Genomic DNA, 19,166 nt, shown 5'->3' with positions numbered 1-19,166 from the left:
CACACTATGTACTAAATTATTTTAGAACCACCATTTTTTTAGTAACGATAAAATTTCCGCAAATTAACTTATAGAAATAAACTCCAGCACATAATTTAGAAGCATCAACTTCAATATTGTAATTTCCACTTTTTTGATATTTATCAACTAACCTAATAATTTCATTTCCTAATATATCAAATATTACAAGTTTTACATGATTTGAATTTTTAATTGAGTAATTTATTGTTGTTGTTGGATTAAACGGATTTGGGTAATTCTGTGAAAGTTTATATTCTGTTGGTAAATTATTATTTTCTGCAACATCGGTAACTATTGTAACTGTAACTATTTGATAAGTATATGTTGTAACATTACCAAATACATCTGTTACTGTTGCTACTGCATTATAATTTCTTTCAGTGGAATTTTCAGAAACTAGATTATATGTAATTATTGTATCTTGAACAGCTACATTATCAGTTATTTTTGGATATCCGGTAACACTTGGATGTAGAGAATCTTTATCCGTAATTGTTATTGCTTCTAAATTTTCTACAAACGGATTCTCCAAATCCTTTACAATTATTTTGTGTTGCATTGTATCAGCAATTCCATCTGAATTTAATTGTGCAATAAATATTCTTGTAAATTCTCTTTCTGCCCAAGGAAATAATGAAGAATGATAAATTGTATCTTTATCAAAATATGTTAAAGTATAATCTGATGTGGAATTACTGATTGTGACTTTTGGTTCTGAATTATATCCTTTTTCTTTTAAACCTTGCGGACTTAAATCTTGATTCTTTTCTGCATTTACTAGTAAATCTGTTAAACTCTGAATACTTATTTGAGAATAAAGAACTGTAATTTTTTGTGTAGAATATGTTTTTACATTACCGAAAACATCTGTTAAAGTAAATATTGAATTATAGATTCTTTCTTCATCTGTTTCACTTTTTAACTGATAATCAACATTTACATTTACCGGAAGATTAGAATTATCTTTTACATTTATAATTTCACCAGTTAATGAAGCTGATAATCCTCCATTTGAAACAACTTGCTCATTTATTAAATTTATATCAACTGGAATATTTCCGGTTGGTGATTCATTGTCTTTTACATAAATTCTTTGTACTTCTGAGTCTCTTTTTGTAACTAAACTTGATGAAGTGGCTTCACCAGTCCAAGTTCTATCAAAATAATATTCAATATTTGGATATGTTGCATTTGTAGGAACATTAGAACCATCTGAATAAGTTAAAATTGCTTCAAATCCATTTGAAACATTTACCTCAGGATAACCTGTAACATTTGAGGTTGTATTTAAATTAACTTGATAATTTAATGTTTTATCAATAGGGTCAAGTACATCAATTGTAAAATTACTTGGGTCTGTAAGAAGTAATCCATTAACATCGTAATAATCCATAATAGCTTCACCATCTGTTAAATTAAAACTAAGAAAGTTATTAATAAAAGTAAAAAATCTATTATGAAAAATGTCATCTTCGATATAAGCGCTTTTGCCCATATATGCAAAACCATCTTCATCTAAGGCATAATCTCCAGGAAATACTCTATTATCATTTTCATATCCAACAAAATACCAATCATTAAAATCTAAAGGATTATTTCCAACAAGAGTTCCAGAAATAGCATGATCAACACCTGAAGTACTTTTAGTTGAAAAATATTGTAAAGGAATATTAAATTTAGCATTATCCTCTTTATTATATTCAACCTCCCCTAAATCTTTTTTATACTCAATATACCCCTCAATATTTGAAATTCCATAAAAATCAATTTCCATTTGATTTATATAATTTCTACAAAACCATCCAGTACCACCATAATTAATTGCATCATTTATCTTAATAATTTTCTCTAACCAAGAAGTTTTTTCTTCCTTATTTAAATAATTCCAATGACTGGGTAAATAATCAATATTTTTATTAAGATAATTTTGTAAAACTAATTTATCATTACTTGCAGAAGAAATTCCATCTCCATCAACATCACTTCTATCATTTTTAACACCATTATTAATTGCAATTAAATCATTATTATCAATAACTTCATCATTATTAACATCTCCACTTCCATACCAATCATAAAAATTTCTTCCCAATTGTAAATGAACATTAGGTTGAGAAAAAGTATTTCCAATTGTTTCCCAAGAAGTTGGACCATTGAGTCCTTGAGAATATAAAGTTGTGAAGATTAGCAAGAACGCAGAAAATATGGAAATGTAAGTTTTCATAGAATCCTACTTTTAAGGATCAATATCACTAAAATAGTAAAAGTATTTAATGATTTAAATCAAATAGATTGGTGATTATTTATAGTGATTTATAGTCCAAAAGTGGTTGTTTTTACAAAAAAAAAGAAATACAGATTTTTTTTTTTAGTTCTTACAGATTGTAAACAATCTGTTTTACATTTAAAGATTTTGAACAATTTGTGCTACATTTAAACTTTTGTAACTCAGATTGCTTGTCAATCTTACAACAAATGTAACTCAGATTGTTTGCAATCTGAGGATAACCATAATTTTATAAAAATTAAAATTTCATTTTACGAATTCTTGTCTTTCTTTGCAAAATCGCTGATTTGCACATTTTGCGAGCAAAATGTGTTACTTTTATAAATAATTATTTAAATTTCTATTTATGAATTCTTTAACATTTCATAGAAGAAACCTTCCTCACTTTTATCGTCCAAATTCGACATACTTTGTTACTTTCAGAGTCAAAAATTCAATTCCTTTAGATGTTTTATTGCAGCTGAATACCAAATTTAATGAAGTAAAATTAAACGCTGCAGCAAATAATATTTATGAAATCAATAATGAATACTTCTTTGAATATGATAATCTGATTCACAAATATGAACTTGGTTATTACTTAAATAATTTTGATTTAGCAAATGTTGTGAAATTTGAGATTCATAAATTTGATAAGAAAGAATTTAAACTAATTTGTTATTCAATTATGCCGAATCATGTACATCTTATTTTTCATTTGCTTGAAAATGCAAGAAATGTTGGGAAAATAATGCAGACTTTAAAAAGAATTGCTGCGTTTAGAATGAATTGTATTCTTAACAAAACGGGAAGTTTTTGGCAATCGGAAAGTTATGATCATATTGTCCGTAATCCAGATGAACTTGAGAAATTAATAGAATATGTTTTGATGAATCCGGTAAAAGCCGGAATTGTTGAGGATTGGAGAGATTTCGAATACAATTTTTTAGCTGAAAAATTATAACATGTTAATATATTCACAGTTTCCAAGGAAACTGTGATACAAAAAAAATGTAACTCAGATTGCTTGCCAATCTGAGTGAAAAATATGTTTTAATTCCAAATTTGTTATTTAATTTTATTCGAATTATAAAAATACTGATGTGAAAATTTACACTTTAAATGTTGGGATTGTATTTTCTATTTGCGAATAATCTAACTATTGTTTTTCAATTTATTGCTTTAAACCCAATGTCTTTTCTAAAGTACATTTTATCAAATTTAACTTTATCTAATACTTCATAAGCTTTTGTTATACAATATTTTAAATCATTTTGCTTAATTGAGGAAACAATATTTAATACTCTCCCACCGGATGTTAACATTTTACCATTTTGTAGTTTTGTTCCGGCATGAATAATCTTAATATTATCATCAAATTTTTCTTTTAACCCAAAAATTTCAAATCCTTTTTCATAATTATCCGGATATCCACCAGAAGCAACAACAACACAAATTGCACTTCCTCCGTTATATTTTACAGATTCTTTAATAATTTTTCCTTTTGCTGCAGAATTTAATAATGATAAAAAGTCACCATCGATAAGTTGCAAAACTGCTTGAGTTTCCGGATCACCGAATCTGCAATTAAATTCTATTACTTTTATTCCATCACTTGTATTTATTAATCCGCAATAAAGACATCCGTTAAATTGTGAATTACAATTTTCTAAGCCATTTAAAGTTGGAATAATTACTTTAGATTTTATTTCTTCAATTAAAATATCATCAACAAATGAAATTGGAGAATATGCTCCCATTCCGCCGGTATTTTTCCCGGTATCACCTTCGCCAATTCTTTTATGGTCTTGTGCTGGCGGAAGTATAATAAAATTCTTTCCATCAGTAACAACAAAAACGGAAAGTTCTTCACCTTCTAAAAATTCTTCAATAACTACTTTTTCTCCAGCTTCTCCAAATATAGAATTTTTCATAATGTCATAAATAGCTGTTTCGGCTTCTGAAAAATTATTTGCAATTATTACACCTTTCCCAGCCGCTAAACCTGAAGCTTTAATAACAATTGGAAATTTTCCTTCTCTCAAATATTTTACTGCATTTTCAATTTCTGAACTATTAAATGTTTTATGAATCGCAGTCGGGACATTATATTTATTCATTAAACTTTTTGCGAATGATTTATCACCTTCAATTCTTGCTGCATTTTTACTTGGGCCAAAAACGTTAATTCCTTCATTTCTTAGATCATCTGCTATTCCATCTACCAAAGGTTGTTCGGGTCCGACAATTACCAATTCAATTTCTTTTTGTGAACAAAAATTTATTACAGTTTGATGATCTAGCAAATCCAAATTTACATTTTCACCAATTTGCCAAGTGCCTCCATTTCCGGGAGCAAAGTAAATTTTTGCATTTTTGTTTTGTTCAAAAATTTTAATTCCAATCGCATGTTCTCTACCACCGGAACCTATTATAAGTATTTTCATTATTCAGTCTTCAAATAAAATTGAAAAATTTTTACTAATTGTTCAGTTAATTTTGATCTGTCAAATCTATTTATAAATTCATCATCTGGAATTGGAAGTTTATTCTCTATATATAAATCATGAGATTTTATTAGTGTGTTTTTAATTTCCTCCAAATTTTCTGATTCAGAAACAAATGAAGCCTTATATTCAGTAATTGTACTTTTAGCAACTCCTTCAGGTAAATTTGCAAAGATTGGTTTTCCAGAAGCAAAATATTCAAATATTTTTCCCGGTGTGACATTATACATTCGTGCACTTTTTGGTAACATCAGCCATAAAATATCACTTGAAATAATTCTTCTAAGTGTATCTAAATGTGTAAGATAGCCAATTTCTTTTACAAATTTTTCCAATTTCAAATTTTGTACAATTTTGAGATTTTCTCTTTTAAATTGTCCAACAAAATGTAATTCAATATTTGATGCAACATCTGGTCTTTCAATTGTTAATAGTTTAAAAGCCTTAAGCAAATATTTTGGAGTTATTCCTTCATAAAAAGATCCGGCGTATAAAATTACCATTTTATTATTCTCTTTCGGATATGGATTCAAATTTTCAAAATCTTCCGGATCATAACCATGGGGAATAATATCAATATCCCTAAATTTTAGAAATTGGTAATTTGTTAAAAGTTCTTCTTTAATATTCCTATTAACAACAATAACTCTATCTGTTTTTCTTAAAACATTGTATTCTAACTTTTTATGCAAATATCTGTGAATTGGCGTTGGATAAAAACGAAATTGATTAGTTAACCAAGCATCACGGTAATCAACAAAAATGGGAATATCAAACTTTGCTTTTAATTTTGTAAAAGCCACTGCAGAAGAAAATGGAGGAATGGTGATAAAAATTGCGTCAAATTTTTCACTCTTTAAAAGTTTTGAAGCAATCTTTGAAGCTTTTTTTGCCCAAAATATTTTGTTATCCGGAATAAAAAAAGTCTTACTTATCCTAGTAAATAATCCTTGAATAAAAGAAGAAGGCATTTTGATTGTGCTTTTCCTGAAGAATAACGAACCGGGAGCAATTGCTTCAGTTCTTATTATTCTAACATTGGAATTTTCAGCTTCTTTCAACATTTGCTCATCATGAGCAAAATAGCTTATTTTACCGGTTGTAATTACGGTTGGCTGCCAATTATATTGAGAAAGGTATTTCGTAAATTTCAACGTACGTTGAACACCACTTAATCCTAATGGAGGATAATAATATGCAATAACAAGAACCTTAAACATATTTTATCTATGAATGATAATTTGGAGATTCTTTTGTAATAATTACATCATGCGGATGACTTTCTCTCAATCCTGATGTTGAAATCTTTACAAATTTTGCATTCTTTTTGAAATCATCTATTGTTAGTGCTCCGCAGTATCCCATTGCTGCTCTTAATCCACCGACAAATTGATAAATTGTATCAGCAAGTGATCCTTTGAATGGAACTCTACCTTCAACTCCTTCGGGAACAAGTTTTTTAATATCGTCTTCCATATCTTGAAAATATCTGTCTTTACTTCCGTGTTTCATTGCACCGATTGAACCCATTCCTCTGTACATTTTAAAACTTCTTCCCTCAAATAAAATTTTCTCTCCGGGGGTTTCATCAACTCCGGCAAACATTCCTCCCATCATAACTGTATCCGCTCCGGCAGCAATTACTTTTGCAACATCACCGGTTTGCTTAACTCCTCCATCAGCAATTATTGGAACTCCGGTTCCTTTAAGAGCTTTTGCAACTTCAAAAACTGCGCTGACTTGAGGAACTCCAACACCGGCAATAATTCTTGTTGTACAAATTGATCCGGCACCAATTCCAACTTTTACTGCATCAACTCCAATTTCGACTAATTCCCAAGCGGCTTCTTTCGTTACAATATTTCCCGCAATTAATTGAATTTCCGGATAAGTATTTTTTATTTTTTTTACAGTTTTTAAAACTCCTTCCGAATGACCGTGCGCAGTATCAACAACAATTACATCAACGTGTGCTTTTACTAATGCGTCAACTCTTTGCATTGTATCAGAAGAAACACTAACGGCAGCTCCGACTCTTAATCTTCCTAATTCATCTTTACACGCATTTGGATGATGTTTCTTTTTTGAAATATCCTTAAACGTTATTAAACCTTTAACAATTCCATTTTCATCAACGACGGGAAGTTTTTCAACTTTATATTTTTGAAGTAATTTTTCAGCTTGATCAAGAGTAGTTCCTAATGGCGCTGTTCGTAAATTATTTTTTGTCATTATATCAAAAATTTTAAGATTTAAATTTGGCTCAAATCTTAAATCTCTATTTGTTAAAATTCCAATTAATTTATTGTTATCATCAACAATTGGAATTCCGCTTATATGATATTTTTCCATCAATGCTGTTGCATCACCAACGGTTTTATCAGCTAGTAAAGTTATCGGATTCGTAATCATTCCGCTTTCTGATCTTTTAACTTTATCAACTTCCTCAGCTTGCTTTTCAATACTCATATTTTTATGAATAATTCCAATTCCGCCTTGAGCCGCCATTGCAATTGCCATTTTAGATTCTGTTACTGTATCCATTGCAGCAGAAAGAAATGGTAGATTCAATTTAATCTTTCTTGTTAGCATTGATTCTAAATTTGTTTCTCTTGGTAATACATTTGATTTTGCCGGAATTAATAAAAGATCGTCAAATGTTAATCCTTCAAATAATATTTTATCGATGTGCATAAGTTTCTCTGAAAAATAAGTACTTAAAGTTCATTAAGTACTAAAGTTAAAAAGTTATTTAAATTATAATTTTAATTTAGAATTAATAGATGTAAAAATTGCTAAAAGTTCTGATGATTCTTTAATTTCAAATTTTATTTCTTCTGTTTTCAACAACTTTAAATCATTAATAATTTCAAGCCAATATTGAGTTTCGCTAGCTTCACTTTCACAAATTTTTATTTTATTCAAAAAATCTGCTTTACTTCTTGATCTGTTTGCTTCTCTATAATTTGCACCAATTGAAGTTCCGGATTTATTAATTTGATTTCGAATGATTTTTGTTTCAATTGTATTTGGTAATTTTGATGATAAATTTATTATTTTTATTGCAAATTCTTTTGTTCTTTTTTCTAATTCTTGTGCAAAAACTTTGTTATTCATTTTATTTAATTTTCGTACTTTAAGTATTTAAGGCATTTTAGGCATTTTCTTTACTCAAACGCAGAAATTCCCGTAATATCTTCTCCAATAATTAATGTGTGCATTTCATGTGTGCCTTCATAAGTTTTTACACTTTCTAAATTTGCCGAATGTCGCATAATTGGATATTCATCTAAAATTCCATTTGCTCCAAAAATTTCTCTCGCAATTCTCGCTGCATTTAACGAAACTTCACAATTATTTCTTTTTGCCATAGAAATTTGCGTATGTTTTACTTTTCCTTCGTCTTTTAGTTTTGCCAATCTATAATTTAATAATTGAGCTTTAGTAATTTCAGTAAGAATATCTGTTAATTTTTTTTGAGTTAATTGATAGCCGGCAATTGGTTTTGAAAACTGAATTCTTGATTTTGCATAATTTAATGCCGATTCATAAACGGCCATCATTGCACCAACAACTCCCCAAGCAATTCCAAATCTTGCTTGATTCAAGCACATAAGCGGAGATTTCAATCCATTAGAATTTGGAAGCAAATTTTCTTCCGGAACAAAAACATCTTGAAAAATTAATTCTGAAGTTATAGAAGCCCGAAGTGAATGTTTGCCTTTCATTTCGGGAGCAGAAAATCCCTTAAAATTTTTCTCGACTAAAAATCCTTTTACAATACCATCCAATTTTGCCCAAACAACTGCAACATCTGCTAAAGTTCCGTTTGTAATCCACATTTTAGCACCATTTAATAAATATCCGCCATCAACTTTTTTTGCGTTTGTAATCATTCCACCGGGATTTGAACCAAAATCCGGTTCGGTCAATCCGAAACATCCAATTTTTACTCCGGTAGATAATTTAGGAAGCCATTTATTTTTCTGTTCTTCGCTTCCAAAAGTATAAATCGGATACATAACCAAACTACTTTGCACAGATGCAAAACTACGTAAACCGCTATCACCTCTTTCAAGTTCTTGCATTGCTAAACCAGAAGAAATATTATTTAGATTTGCGCATCCAAATTCTTCGGGAAGTGTAATTCCGAAAACTCCCAATTCACCAAGCTGCGGAATTAATTCCATTGGAAAAGTTGAATTTTGATAATGTTTTTCAATAATCGAAATTACCTTTTCATCAACAAATTCTCGAACAGAATTTTGAACTAATTTCTCTTCTTCTGTTAATAAATCTTGAATATTATAATAATCAACTCCAACAAATTTATTCATAATCTTCTTTCATAATTTTTGAAATTGCTTTTCCGATTAAATCAGTTGTAAATCCTTTATTAACTAAATGTGCAAATAATTTCTGCTTAATCTGAATATTTGAATTATTTTTCTGTTTAAGCGAATTAAACTTTTTTATCCCAATTTCATAGACTGTAGATTCATTAGAAAAATCTTCATCAAAATTTTTTCCAACTTCAGAAATAATTTCTCTATTAATTCCTTTTTTAATTAACTCTGATTGAATTTTTAATTTCCCTTTTTTCTTTCTAATCTGAAACTGAAAATAATTCTCTGCAAAAATTTTATCGTTTAGAAAACCCGAATTTGTTAATTCAATAATAACATTTTCTATAAGATTTTTATCAAAACCTTTTTTTAAAAGTTTGATTTTCAATTCATTGTTGCTGTGATTTCGTAATCCTAAATATCTAAAAGAACTTTGCCTAATTTGATAAATATTTGTTTGATGTTTTAATTTAAAAAATTCATCTTCAGAAATTTCATCATCAACGTAAAGATTATTTTTTACAAATAATTCATATGGAATTTTAAATAATTCATTATTATCAAAAAGAATGTTAACCCAATTTCCCTTTTTAGAAATTTCTGAAACAATCATTATTTTTTAGATTTTTCTTCTACAACTTCTTTTTGTTCTTGAGGCAGCATTCCTAATTTAACTTTTACTTCTTTTTCCAAATTTGCCATTAAAGTTAGGTTTTCTTTAAGTTGAAGTCTAAACTGCTCCCTACCTTGAAATCTATCTTCGCCAAAAGTAAACCATGCTCCGCCTTTTTTAATAATTCCGTGCTCCACACCTAAATCTATTAATTCGCCGGTTTTACTAATTCCTTCATCATACATAATATCAAATTCAACTTGTTTAAACGGAGGTGCAATTTTACTTTTTACAACTTTTACTTTTGTTCTACTTCCGATTACATCTTCACCATTTTTCAAACCAGCAATTCTTCTAATATCTAATCTTAATGAAGCGTAGAACTTAAGTGCGTTTCCGCCGGTTGTAGTTTCCGGACTTCCAAACATTACGCCAATTTTACTTCTCAATTGATTTGTAAATATAACGCAAGTTTTTGATCTGCTTACAGCTCCGGTAATTTTTCTCAAAGCTTGTGACATTAACCTTGCTTGGACACCCATTTGTGCATCGCCCATTTCTCCTTCAATTTCTGAGCGAGGTACAAGTGCGGCAACAGAATCAATTACAATAATATCAAGTGCGTTACTTCTAACTAAAGTATCAACAATTTCTAGAGCTTGCTCCCCATAATCTGGTTGAGATATTAATAAATTTTTAATATCAACGCCAAGTTTTTGAGCATAATTAACATCCAAAGCATGCTCCGCATCAATGAATGCGGCAATTCCGCCAAGCTTTTGTGCTTCGGCAATTGTATGTAAACACACTGTAGTTTTACCAGATGATTCCGGTCCATAAATTTCTACAATTCTTCCTCTTGGCACACCGCCAATTCCAAGTGCGTAATCCAAACTTACCGAACCTGTAGAAATTGATTCTATTTTATTTACAACTCCATCCCCCAATTTCATTATGGCACCTTTGCCATAAGTTTTTTCGATGCTGAACATTGTATCTTCAAGAATTTTTAATCTTGGATCTTTTTCTGCAGCCATTTGCCCTCCGTTATTTCATTTTAAAACTTTTTAGAATTGTATATTCCGAACCAGATGGTTTTAATTCACTTTTAACTAACGAAACCGAATTTATTATAAAACTATGTTCAATTTCAAAATTTGCAAATTTATATAATTTTTCTAAATCTTCATTTCCTTTAATTCTCAAAATTGTTAAATGTGGTTTGAAATTTCTAATTTCTTTTTCAAAACCAAGCAATCCGCATTCATTTTCAATTATATTTTGATTTTTCGATAATTCATCATTTTGCTTAATTCCGGCATAAAGAATTTTCATTTCCCCATTTTTTTTGAAGTAATTAAATTGAGAAAATTCACATTTTACTGAATGTAATTCCAAATTTTCAAATCTATCAATAATTAATTCAGTTAAATAATCTCCAACATCACCTAAAAATTTTGATGTGATGTGTAATTTTTCATCTGGTTCCCAATTTACCGAATTTGGTAAACTATAAAGTTCATCTCTTTTATTTGTAATAAATTCTAATGTTTCATTTGGTAAATCATATGCAACAAATAATCTATTGGTCATAAGAAATTCCTAACAAATTTCTTCTCAACATTTCCAACGCAGCTTGAGAGGTTCTATCTTTATTCAGTAATCTATCATCTCCAAATCTAAATTCTTTTGCTGTACAAACTTTATCATCACAAATGCCAACAAATACTAACCCGACCGGTTTATTTTCAGTTGCTCCGGTTGGTCCCATAATTCCGGTTACAGCTAAACCAATATCGGTTCCGCTTACGGCTTTAATTCCTTCCGCCATTAAGCGAGCAACTTCCAAACTTACTGAACCATATTTCATAATTAAATCTTCATCAATTCCCAATAATTCTACTTTTGCACCATTGCTGTAGGTAATCATGGATCTTTCAAAATATTTACTGCTTCCGTTTACATTTGTAATTCTACTGCTAATTAATCCGCCGGTACAAGATTCGGCAACTGCAATTGTTAGACCTCGTTCTTTCAACAATTTTCCAACAACTTCTTCTAAGGATTGATTATCTTTTCCGTAAATATATCTTCCAACTTTTGATCTTATTTGCTGCTCAACTTCAAATATTCTTTCATTTACTACCGATTCAACTTTATCAATTGCGGTAATTCTAATTTTTACTCCAAATTGACTTGGCAAAAAAGCTAAATTTTCCTTTTCAATTATTCCCTCTATAGTTTTAATTTCTTCGTATAGATAAGATTCCGGAATTCCAGTCGTTAAAAGAGTTGTTTGTTTTTTTATAAACTGACTTGGCAATAATTCTTGAATTTTGGGAAGTACAAAATCTACCATCATTGCTTTCATTTCAAGTGGAACGCCGGGCATTGCGACAAATATTTTTTTATCTTTTTGAATCCATATTCCCGGTGCAGTTCCATTTGTATTTCTAATTGGTTTTGCAATTTTTGGAACTAAAGCTTGCTGTCGATTTATATCGGTTAATTTTCTTTTCCTTTTTTCAAAAAATAATTTTATGTCATTTAGAATATCTTCATTTTCTATCAATTCAGTTTTAAATACTTCGGAAATTGCATGTAAAGTTACGTCATCGTTTGTTGGACCTAATCCGCCGGTACATAAAATAATATCACTAATTTTTAAAACTCTATTTATTTCTTCAACAATTTCATTTGTTCTATCACCAACAACTGAAGTGCTTGAAATAGTGTAATTGTTATTGTTTAACAATTCTCCGATAAATGCTGCATTTGTGTTTAGAGTTTGACCAATTAATATTTCATCACCAATTGTTAGAATGTGAATTTTCATATTCTGCTCATTTTGTCAAAAAAATATGGTTATAAATATATGTATAATTATTAAGGAATACATTCCAGAAATTATATCGTCAAGTATAATTCCCAATCCGCCGGAAATGTTTTCTGCAATATTTGCAGGATAAGGTTTTAGAATATCAAGAATTCTCCAAATTATGAAAGTCGGAATTATGAAATAATAAATTTTGGGAATGAAAAGTAAGGAAATCCAAGTTCCGATAAATTCATCAAGAGTAAAAATTTGCGGATCTTTGCCAAAAGTTTTCTCAAAATAATTTCCAATCGGAATTCCAATTATAACTGAAAAAATAATTGTTGAAATTAGAAATATTGGATTTTCAAAACCCGGAATTAAATAAAAAAAAAGTGCAGCAAAACTTCCAAATGTTCCGGGAGCTTTTGGTAAGAATCCGGTATAAAAACCGGATCCAATAATTTTTTTTATTTGATTCATTTTCTAAATAGAATTCTGCTAATCAAAATTCTGTTTTGATAAATATAAATTACGCCGGTTATAAAAGTATAAACAGTAATTGCGAACATTGAAAAATATATTAGGTTTTGATTTATTAAATATTCGATAAGATTTGAAAAATTTTCTTTTAAAAATTGATTTTCTTTTAAAGTGAAAACTATGAGCAAATAGAAAATAAATGTCATTTGAACAAAAGTTTTAATTTTAGCAAGATAATTTGTGGTAAAAGTTTTTTTCTTCCACTCGGCAAAAAGCCTTAAACTGGTTACAAATAAATCTCTGAACACAACAATAATTACCATCCACAAAGGTAAAATTCCGATTATTACAAATCCGAAAAAAGCTGCAGAAGTTAGAATTTTATCTGCAAGCGGATCCATAAATTTTCCCCAAGTTGTAATATAATTAAACTTTCTTGCAAGCCAGCCATCGTACCAATCCGTAATTGCAGCAACAATATAAACCGCTAACGAGATTTGTTTTAAAATTGGATTTTCAGATAAAAATAAAAACAGAAATATTGGAGTTAAAATAATTCTTAATGTGGTTAATTGATTTGGTAATACCATAATTATTTAACTACAGAAAATTGCTCAAAAATTTCATACAAATATTCGTAATCATATAAACCGGTATTGTGTCTGTCTGCCCATTCAATACCAATTGCGTAAGTTCCAACAATATTAATTTTCTTTATTTTTAATTGCTCTAAAGTGAAAAGCGGAATATATGTTTTGCTCCATTCATCTTTCTCTGCATTGCATAAAGCACACGGACATGCATTTCTAAGATTACTTAATTTAATACTTTTAAGTTGTCCGTTATCCCAAGTAACATCTAAATATTGATTTTCTCTAACTTTAATTTTAGTTGGTTTCAAAATTATGCTCTTTTTCCAGTTAATAATTCCAACGCTTCAAGATATTTTTTTGTCGTATTATTTATTACTTCTTCCGGAAGATTTGGAGCCGGAGGTTGTTTATTAAAGTTTATTGAAATTAAAAAATCACGAACATATTGTTTATCAAAACTATCTTGACCTCTTCCTTTTTGATATAAATCTTTTGGCCAAAATCTTGATGAATCGGGAGTTAATAATTCATCAATTAAAATTATTTCATCACCATAAAACCCAAATTCCATTTTTGTATCAGCTAAAATTATTCCTTTTTCAAAAGCAAAATCTGCAGCAGTCTTATAAATTTCTAATGATTTAGTTTTTAATACATTATATACTTTTTCACCAACAATTTCTTTCGCTTTTTCTTCGGAAATATTTTCATCGTGATCTCCAATATCTGCTTTGGTTGAAGGTGTAAAAATCGGTTCGGGTAATTTTTCAGATTCAACCAAATTCTTTGGTAATTCAATTCCGCAAACTGTTCCGTTTTTTTTGTATTCATTCCATCCCGAGCCGGAAATGTAACCTCTCACAATACATTCCAAAGGAATTAACTCGGCTTTTTTAACAAACATTGATCTTCCTTCAAGAATTGAAGAATATTTTTGAAGTATTTCCGGAAAATCCGAAATCTTTGTTGAAACCAAATGATTAGGAATTATATTTTTTGAAAAGTCAAACCAGAATTCCGAAATTTGAGTTAAAATTTTACCTTTTTGCGGAATGCCCTCTTGCATAATTACATCAAATGCTGATAAACGATCTGTAGAAACAATTAAATAATTTTCTCCAAGATTATAAACATCTCTAACTTTTCCACGTTTAAATAATTCTACATCGCTAAATTCCGTTTGATTAACAACCATTTATATTCCTTCTAATTTTTTTTTAAGATTAAAATATAGTTAGACTTCATTCATATTTCAACAAATAGAAAGCTCATTTTTATAAGCAAAGAAAATATGAAGAATTATTTTGGAAAATAATTTTTTCAGAAATGATGAAATAAAAAATGTTAAGCCAGATAATTACAATCTGGCTTTTGCTCCAAAATGATTTACATAATTATTCTGATGTTCACCATAACTTTCAATCATTGAATCAACAAGTTTATAAGTGCAATGCTCGCCGGCAATTTCTGAAAAAATAATTTCGTAAACTTTTTGTGATTCATCCATCATAAACATTTTCGCCAAGTTATCATCAAATTCAATTGCTTTTAAGTTTGCGTGACACATCGGACAAAATATTTCCAAATGTTCACCTTCTTTTAATTGAAAACTTGGATGTGTTGTAACTTGGTAATTTCCTAATTTAGAGCTTAGTAAAATCAATCCGCGTTTTTGAGCTTCTGTTCTAACTGCTAAAACAATATTGGATTTTACGTTTAATTGTCCTTTGCAATAAGGACATAAGTAATTGTTTTTCATCTTAAAACCAAAAATTATTTGTAAGTAAAAATATGATTTATTTATTTGAGTTGAAATATAAAAAGGCAGAGATTTTTGGTGACTAACTTTAGCCGGTTGGATTTTATTAGACTAATTTTTATAACTATTTATTTTGATAATTGAATACTTTCTTCAAAATCATCATAATTTCTTTCGAATTCTAATTCAGCGAAATCCTCAAATTCCTCACCATTTTCACCAACAGAATCCTCAATAAAATAACTTGAAATGTACAATTTTAATAATTCTTGATAATTTTTATCTAAATATTCTTTTTCAATTATTCTTTTACACTTTCTAAAGATCTTTTTATCCAAACCATTTTTACAGCATTTTCCAGGTAAAATACGGATTCTAAGATCTTTCATAACTTCTTGCAGAAGAATACTTGCGGTTAACGGTGCATCATAAAAAGCTTCCATTTTAACTCCAAAGTTTTTTGGCTTATTATGATATTCGCAAATTTTACGCCAATATTTTAGTGATGAATTCACTTTTTTTTATTCAGAACAAAAGAATTTTATTTCAAATTAAAATAATTTGTATAAAGTGTATCAATTTGAGCAAAGTAATAAAAATGTCAAACAAAGTTTACTTCCCTTAAAAAATTTTATTAAACATTCAATGATTAAAATCACTAAACAAAATTTCTTATTTCCCGATTATAGAATGCCACTTTATATAATTTTAAATTAACCGGAGAATTTATGAAAAAAAAATTTTTAGTTATTTCAGTTCTATTATTAATTGCATTTGGATGTCAAGAAAGTAATTCAGTTCTAGAACCAACAAATCAAGAAAATGCTTCAGCATTAAGCAAAATTTCTTCAACTTATACTTCAAATACTTATGTAATTGATGGAAGTAACGGTGGAACTATTAAAGTTGCTCATAGTTGGAAAAATGAAAATGGAAAAAACTCTAAATTAAAAGCTGTATTAAATATTCCTAAAAATGCTTTTGAGGGAACAAAAGAATTTAGTATGGTTTTCAATCTTGATAAAAATTCTGTTAGTTTATATCCGTCACCTACAACTTTTGACAAACCATTATTATTCAGTTTAAAATTAAAAAATGTAAACGTTTTATATGATGATTTAGATTTTAAATATTTAGATGGAAATGAAGAAGTTGCTTATGAAGAAAATATTGTTGATACTAAGTTAGGAAATTTAGAAGTTAAAAAAGCACAAATTCCCCACTTCTCTGATTGGGGCTGGAGTAGATAAAATATTATTAAGCACTTTGCTTTATAAAAATTTGATTTTTTAAAAATTTAATTTCAAATGTTGAACCAAAACCGACAGCGGTTTTAACTGTAATTTCACCATTTAAAATTTTAATATATTTTTTCGCAATTGATAAACCTAAGCCTGTCCCCGGATAGGCTTTGTTTGTTCCTTCACTAATTTGCTTAAATTCTTTAAAGATTGTCGGAATATTTTTCTTATTCATTCCAATTCCTGTATCTCTTACTCTTAGCAAAAATTCATCGCTGCCATTAATTTCAATACTTTCAGTTTCAACCACAACGCTTCCGGTATCGGTAAATTTAATTGCATTATTAATCAAATTTTCAATAATAACTCTTAACATTGAAACATCGATGTATAAAATTTCAACTTCGCGCTGTAATTTTAATTCATAATCTAAACCTTTTATAGCGGCAGTTCCTTTAAATGAATTAAAAATCTCAATAATTTCCGGTATAATATTTATTTCACGATAATTTACTTCAAATCTATCAGATTCAACTCTTGCAAAATCTAAAATCATGCTTAAAGTATTTAAAAGTCTTGATCCTGTTCTGTAAATTCCTTCTGCCATTGATCTTTTCTCAAAATCATTTATTTCTTTGGATAGAATTTCGGAATATCCTAAAATACCAAAAAGTGGAGTTCTTAATTCATGACTCATATTAGCTAAAAATGTACTTTTCGCTTTGCTTGCAGTTTCAGATCGTTCTACGGCTAATATTAAATCTTCTTCTGTTCTTTTTCTTTCCATAATTTCTTCTTCCAGCTTTTTAGTTCTGTGAGAAACTAATTCTTCTAACTGTTCTTGATGTTTTTTTAACTCTTTTTCATTTTTTAAAAGCAACGATTCTGTTTCTTTTCTAATTCTAATATTTCTTTCCAACTCAATATTTTGCTTTCTTTTCTTGATAAACATTATTATGAAAAGCAGACTTACCAAAAAGAATATTATTGCAAAACTTATAATTGTTAATTTTACAAAGTCTTGATGCTGCTTAGCTTGAGTTAAAAGTTCAATTTCTTTGTTTTTTAATTTAATCTGTTGTTGAACCTCCAACTCTGCAATTGCCTTTCTATTTTTAATTGAAAAAATTGAATCTTGAATAATAGTTGCTCGTTTGTAGCATTTTAACGAATTTACTATATCATTATTTAATTCATATGTTTTTGATAAAAGGAAAAAATTGTTCTTAATTTCTTCTTTATTACCTAATCTTAAAAAATTCTCTAGTGAGCTGCTTAAGTAATCTTCAGATTCTTGAAGTAATTGTTTTTTAGTAAATGAATCTGTGTTTAAAATTGGATCCTCGGCCATTTTCAATTTTAATTCGCCTAAATGTCTTTTGTAAAAACCAATTCTATATTCATTTTTTATTGACTCGGCATAATTCAATGAACTTCTTAAATTAAAATAAGCTTGATTATAATCTCCTAATTTCAAATATGCCAACCCTGCATTTGCACTAAAAATTGAATGATTATAGTCGTCATTAATTTCTCGAAAAGAGGAAATTGCTTTTTTATAATAGTATAATGCTTTTACAAAATCTTTCATTTCGTAATAGGTAAGTCCTATATTTCCAAGTTGAACTGCGACTTCTTTCTCATCATCCATTTTCTCCGATAATTTTAATGCCTTGTTAAAATATTCAATACCATCTGAATAATTACCAAGTGTGGTTTTTAAAATTCCCATGAAATTATAGCAATTTCTTATTCCATGCTGATCATTCAAATTTTCAAAAATTTTACCGGCAATATTAAAATTTTCAAACGCTTTGGGATAATCTGAAATATGAAAATAAGCTACGCCTAATTTACTATGCGAATCTGCGATTCCCTTTTTATAGTTTGCCGATTTGCTAATTTTTAACGCTTCTTTATGTTTTGCAATTGATTCTTTTATATTTCCCTTAAATCTGTTTGCTTCCCCAATTAAGTTTAAATTATCCGCAATTCCTTTACCCCAGCCAATTTTTTCTGAAATCTTTAAGGCAGAGTCTGAATATAAAAGACATTTTTCAAAATTTGACGGCGCTAATTCCCAAGCAATTTTATATAACTTATTTGCTGCTGTTGTATCCGAATCGAAATTTGCTGTAATTAAATTATTAGGAAGTATAAGAAAAGCTACAATTAGTCCTAAAATAGAAAGATTGATACTTTTTTTATTCATTTCTCAAACCAAAATAAAGGAATAAGTCAATTATAATAATAAAAATTGATTTATAACAATTTTTATAAAAAAAATTATTTAAAAGATTTATAAATATCCAATATTATGTAAATGAAAAAATATAAAAAATTTTCTTTGTAAAATTTCAGAATATCCTTAACTTTGTGCTCAAAATTTTTGGGCAGATAGCTCAGTTGGTAGAGCAAAGGACTGAAAATCCTTGTGTCGGCGGTTCAATTCCGTCTCTGCCCACTTCCAGTAAGCCAAGTAACCAAGCTTGGCTTTTTTGTTTTAAAGGCGAGTCATTTTA

At 28.7% G+C, this 19,166-nt stretch carries 19 protein-coding genes and 1 tRNA gene; 3 read left to right on the top strand and 17 right to left on the bottom strand.

The window, feature by feature from the left end; all coding sequences use genetic code 11:
• Nucleotides 1–16: 16 nt before the first annotated feature.
• The gene (locus IPH62_13980) at nt 17–2,245 is read right to left on the bottom strand and encodes a T9SS type A sorting domain-containing protein (GenBank protein ID MBK7106384.1); all 2,229 of its coding nucleotides are present in this window, start codon (nt 2,243–2,245) and stop codon (nt 17–19) included.
• Nucleotides 2,246–2,654: 409 nt separating this feature from the next.
• On the opposite strand from IPH62_13980, the gene IPH62_13975 reads away from it, so the two are divergent.
• Nucleotides 2,655–3,251 (top strand): transposase, encoded by a 597-nt coding sequence (locus IPH62_13975; GenBank protein MBK7106383.1) that lies wholly within the window; start codon nt 2,655–2,657, stop codon nt 3,249–3,251.
• Nucleotides 3,252–3,456: 205 nt separating this feature from the next.
• Here IPH62_13975 and purD read toward each other — a convergent pair whose 3' ends face one another.
• The 15 genes from purD to IPH62_13900 all read right to left on the bottom strand — a co-directional run bounded on the left by purD (nt 3,457) and on the right by IPH62_13900 (nt 15,846).
• Nucleotides 3,457–4,734: a phosphoribosylamine--glycine ligase gene (purD, locus tag IPH62_13970; protein ID MBK7106382.1), complete on the bottom strand. Its 1,278-nt coding sequence runs from the start codon at nt 4,732–4,734 to the stop codon at nt 3,457–3,459.
• Complete coding sequence (locus IPH62_13965; protein MBK7106381.1) at nt 4,734–6,014, bottom strand: glycosyltransferase family 4 protein; 1,281 nt, start codon at nt 6,012–6,014, stop codon at nt 4,734–4,736. The genes purD and IPH62_13965 overlap by 1 nt, the downstream gene beginning before the upstream one ends.
• Nucleotides 6,015–6,021: 7 nt before the next feature.
• Complete coding sequence (guaB, locus tag IPH62_13960; GenBank protein MBK7106380.1) at nt 6,022–7,488, bottom strand: IMP dehydrogenase; 1,467 nt, start codon at nt 7,486–7,488, stop codon at nt 6,022–6,024.
• Nucleotides 7,489–7,551: 63 nt separating this feature from the next.
• Nucleotides 7,552–7,911: a four helix bundle protein gene (locus tag IPH62_13955; GenBank protein MBK7106379.1), complete on the bottom strand. Its 360-nt coding sequence runs from the start codon at nt 7,909–7,911 to the stop codon at nt 7,552–7,554.
• A 50-nt stretch (nt 7,912–7,961) separates the two neighbouring features.
• Nucleotides 7,962–9,131, bottom strand: coding sequence for an acyl-CoA dehydrogenase family protein (locus IPH62_13950; GenBank protein MBK7106378.1), 1,170 nt, complete (start codon nt 9,129–9,131; stop codon nt 7,962–7,964).
• The gene (locus tag IPH62_13945; GenBank protein ID MBK7106377.1) at nt 9,124–9,753 is read right to left on the bottom strand and encodes a regulatory protein RecX; all 630 of its coding nucleotides are present in this window, start codon (nt 9,751–9,753) and stop codon (nt 9,124–9,126) included. Before IPH62_13945 ends, IPH62_13950 begins: the two co-directional genes overlap by 8 nt.
• Entirely contained in the window at nt 9,753–10,790 is a 1,038-nt protein-coding gene (recA, locus tag IPH62_13940; protein MBK7106376.1) for a recombinase RecA, read from the bottom strand. The genes IPH62_13945 and recA overlap by 1 nt, the downstream gene beginning before the upstream one ends.
• A gap of 10 nt (nt 10,791–10,800) precedes the next feature.
• Nucleotides 10,801–11,346: an RNA 2',3'-cyclic phosphodiesterase gene (gene thpR / locus IPH62_13935; protein ID MBK7106375.1), complete on the bottom strand. Its 546-nt coding sequence runs from the start codon at nt 11,344–11,346 to the stop codon at nt 10,801–10,803.
• On the bottom strand, nt 11,336–12,589 hold the full coding sequence (locus IPH62_13930; GenBank protein MBK7106374.1) for a competence/damage-inducible protein A: 1,254 nt from the start codon (nt 12,587–12,589) through the stop codon (nt 11,336–11,338). The genes thpR and IPH62_13930 overlap by 11 nt, the downstream gene beginning before the upstream one ends.
• A gap of 15 nt (nt 12,590–12,604) precedes the next feature.
• Nucleotides 12,605–13,051, bottom strand: coding sequence for a phosphatidylglycerophosphatase A (locus IPH62_13925; protein MBK7106373.1), 447 nt, complete (start codon nt 13,049–13,051; stop codon nt 12,605–12,607).
• Entirely contained in the window at nt 13,048–13,641 is a 594-nt protein-coding gene (pgsA, locus tag IPH62_13920; protein MBK7106372.1) for a CDP-diacylglycerol--glycerol-3-phosphate 3-phosphatidyltransferase, read from the bottom strand. Before pgsA ends, IPH62_13925 begins: the two co-directional genes overlap by 4 nt.
• A 2-nt stretch (nt 13,642–13,643) precedes the next feature.
• Nucleotides 13,644–13,979 carry a DUF971 domain-containing protein gene (locus IPH62_13915; protein ID MBK7106371.1) on the bottom strand — a complete coding sequence of 112 codons (336 nt, stop codon included), beginning with the start codon at nt 13,977–13,979 and terminating at the stop codon, nt 13,644–13,646.
• Entirely contained in the window at nt 13,955–14,839 is an 885-nt protein-coding gene (locus IPH62_13910; protein MBK7106370.1) for a phosphoribosylaminoimidazolesuccinocarboxamide synthase, read from the bottom strand. The genes IPH62_13915 and IPH62_13910 overlap by 25 nt, the downstream gene beginning before the upstream one ends.
• 162 nt (nt 14,840–15,001) lie before the next feature.
• Complete coding sequence (locus IPH62_13905; GenBank protein ID MBK7106369.1) at nt 15,002–15,403, bottom strand: hypothetical protein; 402 nt, start codon at nt 15,401–15,403, stop codon at nt 15,002–15,004.
• Between the two features lie 128 nt (nt 15,404–15,531).
• Entirely contained in the window at nt 15,532–15,846 is a 315-nt protein-coding gene (locus IPH62_13900) for a hypothetical protein (GenBank protein MBK7106368.1), read from the bottom strand.
• A gap of 285 nt (nt 15,847–16,131) precedes the next feature.
• On the opposite strand from IPH62_13900, the gene IPH62_13895 reads away from it, so the two are divergent.
• On the top strand, nt 16,132–16,653 hold the full coding sequence (locus tag IPH62_13895; GenBank protein MBK7106367.1) for a hypothetical protein: 522 nt from the start codon (nt 16,132–16,134) through the stop codon (nt 16,651–16,653).
• A 7-nt stretch (nt 16,654–16,660) separates the two neighbouring features.
• Here IPH62_13895 and IPH62_13890 read toward each other — a convergent pair whose 3' ends face one another.
• Nucleotides 16,661–18,856, bottom strand: a complete 2,196-nt coding sequence (locus IPH62_13890) for a hypothetical protein (GenBank protein MBK7106366.1) — start codon at nt 18,854–18,856, stop codon at nt 16,661–16,663.
• Nucleotides 18,857–19,035: 179 nt separating this feature from the next.
• Between IPH62_13890 and IPH62_13885 the strand changes: the two genes are divergently transcribed.
• Nucleotides 19,036–19,108: transfer RNA gene (locus IPH62_13885), tRNA-Phe, on the top strand.
• Nucleotides 19,109–19,166: the final 58 nt, after the last annotated feature.

The organism is Ignavibacteriota bacterium (assembly GCA_016708125.1).
GTDB lineage: Bacteria > Bacteroidota > Ignavibacteria > Ignavibacteriales > Melioribacteraceae.
Note: the sequence above shows the minus strand (reverse complement) of the source record. Positions and strands in the feature narration are given on the sequence as shown.

What these genes read in the sequence shown, in the direction of transcription:
- IPH62_13925 (MBK7106373.1), bottom strand. Translation starts at nt 13,051, where the DNA reads ATGAATCAAATAAAAAAAATTATTGGATCCGGTTTTTATACCGGATTC.
- IPH62_13890 (MBK7106366.1), bottom strand. Translation starts at nt 18,856, where the DNA reads ATGAATAAAAAAAGTATCAATCTTTCTATTTTAGGACTAATTGTAGCT.
- IPH62_13895 (MBK7106367.1), top strand. Translation starts at nt 16,132, where the DNA reads ATGAAAAAAAAATTTTTAGTTATTTCAGTTCTATTATTAATTGCATTT.
- recA (MBK7106376.1), bottom strand. Translation starts at nt 10,790, where the DNA reads ATGGCTGCAGAAAAAGATCCAAGATTAAAAATTCTTGAAGATACAATG.
- thpR (MBK7106375.1), bottom strand. Translation starts at nt 11,346, where the DNA reads ATGACCAATAGATTATTTGTTGCATATGATTTACCAAATGAAACATTA.
- IPH62_13975 (MBK7106383.1), top strand. Translation starts at nt 2,655, where the DNA reads ATGAATTCTTTAACATTTCATAGAAGAAACCTTCCTCACTTTTATCGT.
- IPH62_13965 (MBK7106381.1), bottom strand. Translation starts at nt 6,014, where the DNA reads ATGTTTAAGGTTCTTGTTATTGCATATTATTATCCTCCATTAGGATTA.
- IPH62_13930 (MBK7106374.1), bottom strand. Translation starts at nt 12,589, where the DNA reads ATGAAAATTCACATTCTAACAATTGGTGATGAAATATTAATTGGTCAA.
- IPH62_13945 (MBK7106377.1), bottom strand. Translation starts at nt 9,753, where the DNA reads ATGATTGTTTCAGAAATTTCTAAAAAGGGAAATTGGGTTAACATTCTT.
- IPH62_13980 (MBK7106384.1), bottom strand. Translation starts at nt 2,245, where the DNA reads ATGAAAACTTACATTTCCATATTTTCTGCGTTCTTGCTAATCTTCACA.
- guaB (MBK7106380.1), bottom strand. Translation starts at nt 7,488, where the DNA reads ATGCACATCGATAAAATATTATTTGAAGGATTAACATTTGACGATCTT.
- pgsA (MBK7106372.1), bottom strand. Translation starts at nt 13,641, where the DNA reads ATGGTATTACCAAATCAATTAACCACATTAAGAATTATTTTAACTCCA.
- IPH62_13900 (MBK7106368.1), bottom strand. Translation starts at nt 15,846, where the DNA reads ATGGAAGCTTTTTATGATGCACCGTTAACCGCAAGTATTCTTCTGCAA.
- IPH62_13910 (MBK7106370.1), bottom strand. Translation starts at nt 14,839, where the DNA reads ATGGTTGTTAATCAAACGGAATTTAGCGATGTAGAATTATTTAAACGT.
- IPH62_13955 (MBK7106379.1), bottom strand. Translation starts at nt 7,911, where the DNA reads ATGAATAACAAAGTTTTTGCACAAGAATTAGAAAAAAGAACAAAAGAA.
- IPH62_13950 (MBK7106378.1), bottom strand. Translation starts at nt 9,131, where the DNA reads ATGAATAAATTTGTTGGAGTTGATTATTATAATATTCAAGATTTATTA.
- IPH62_13905 (MBK7106369.1), bottom strand. Translation starts at nt 15,403, where the DNA reads ATGAAAAACAATTACTTATGTCCTTATTGCAAAGGACAATTAAACGTA.
- purD (MBK7106382.1), bottom strand. Translation starts at nt 4,734, where the DNA reads ATGAAAATACTTATAATAGGTTCCGGTGGTAGAGAACATGCGATTGGA.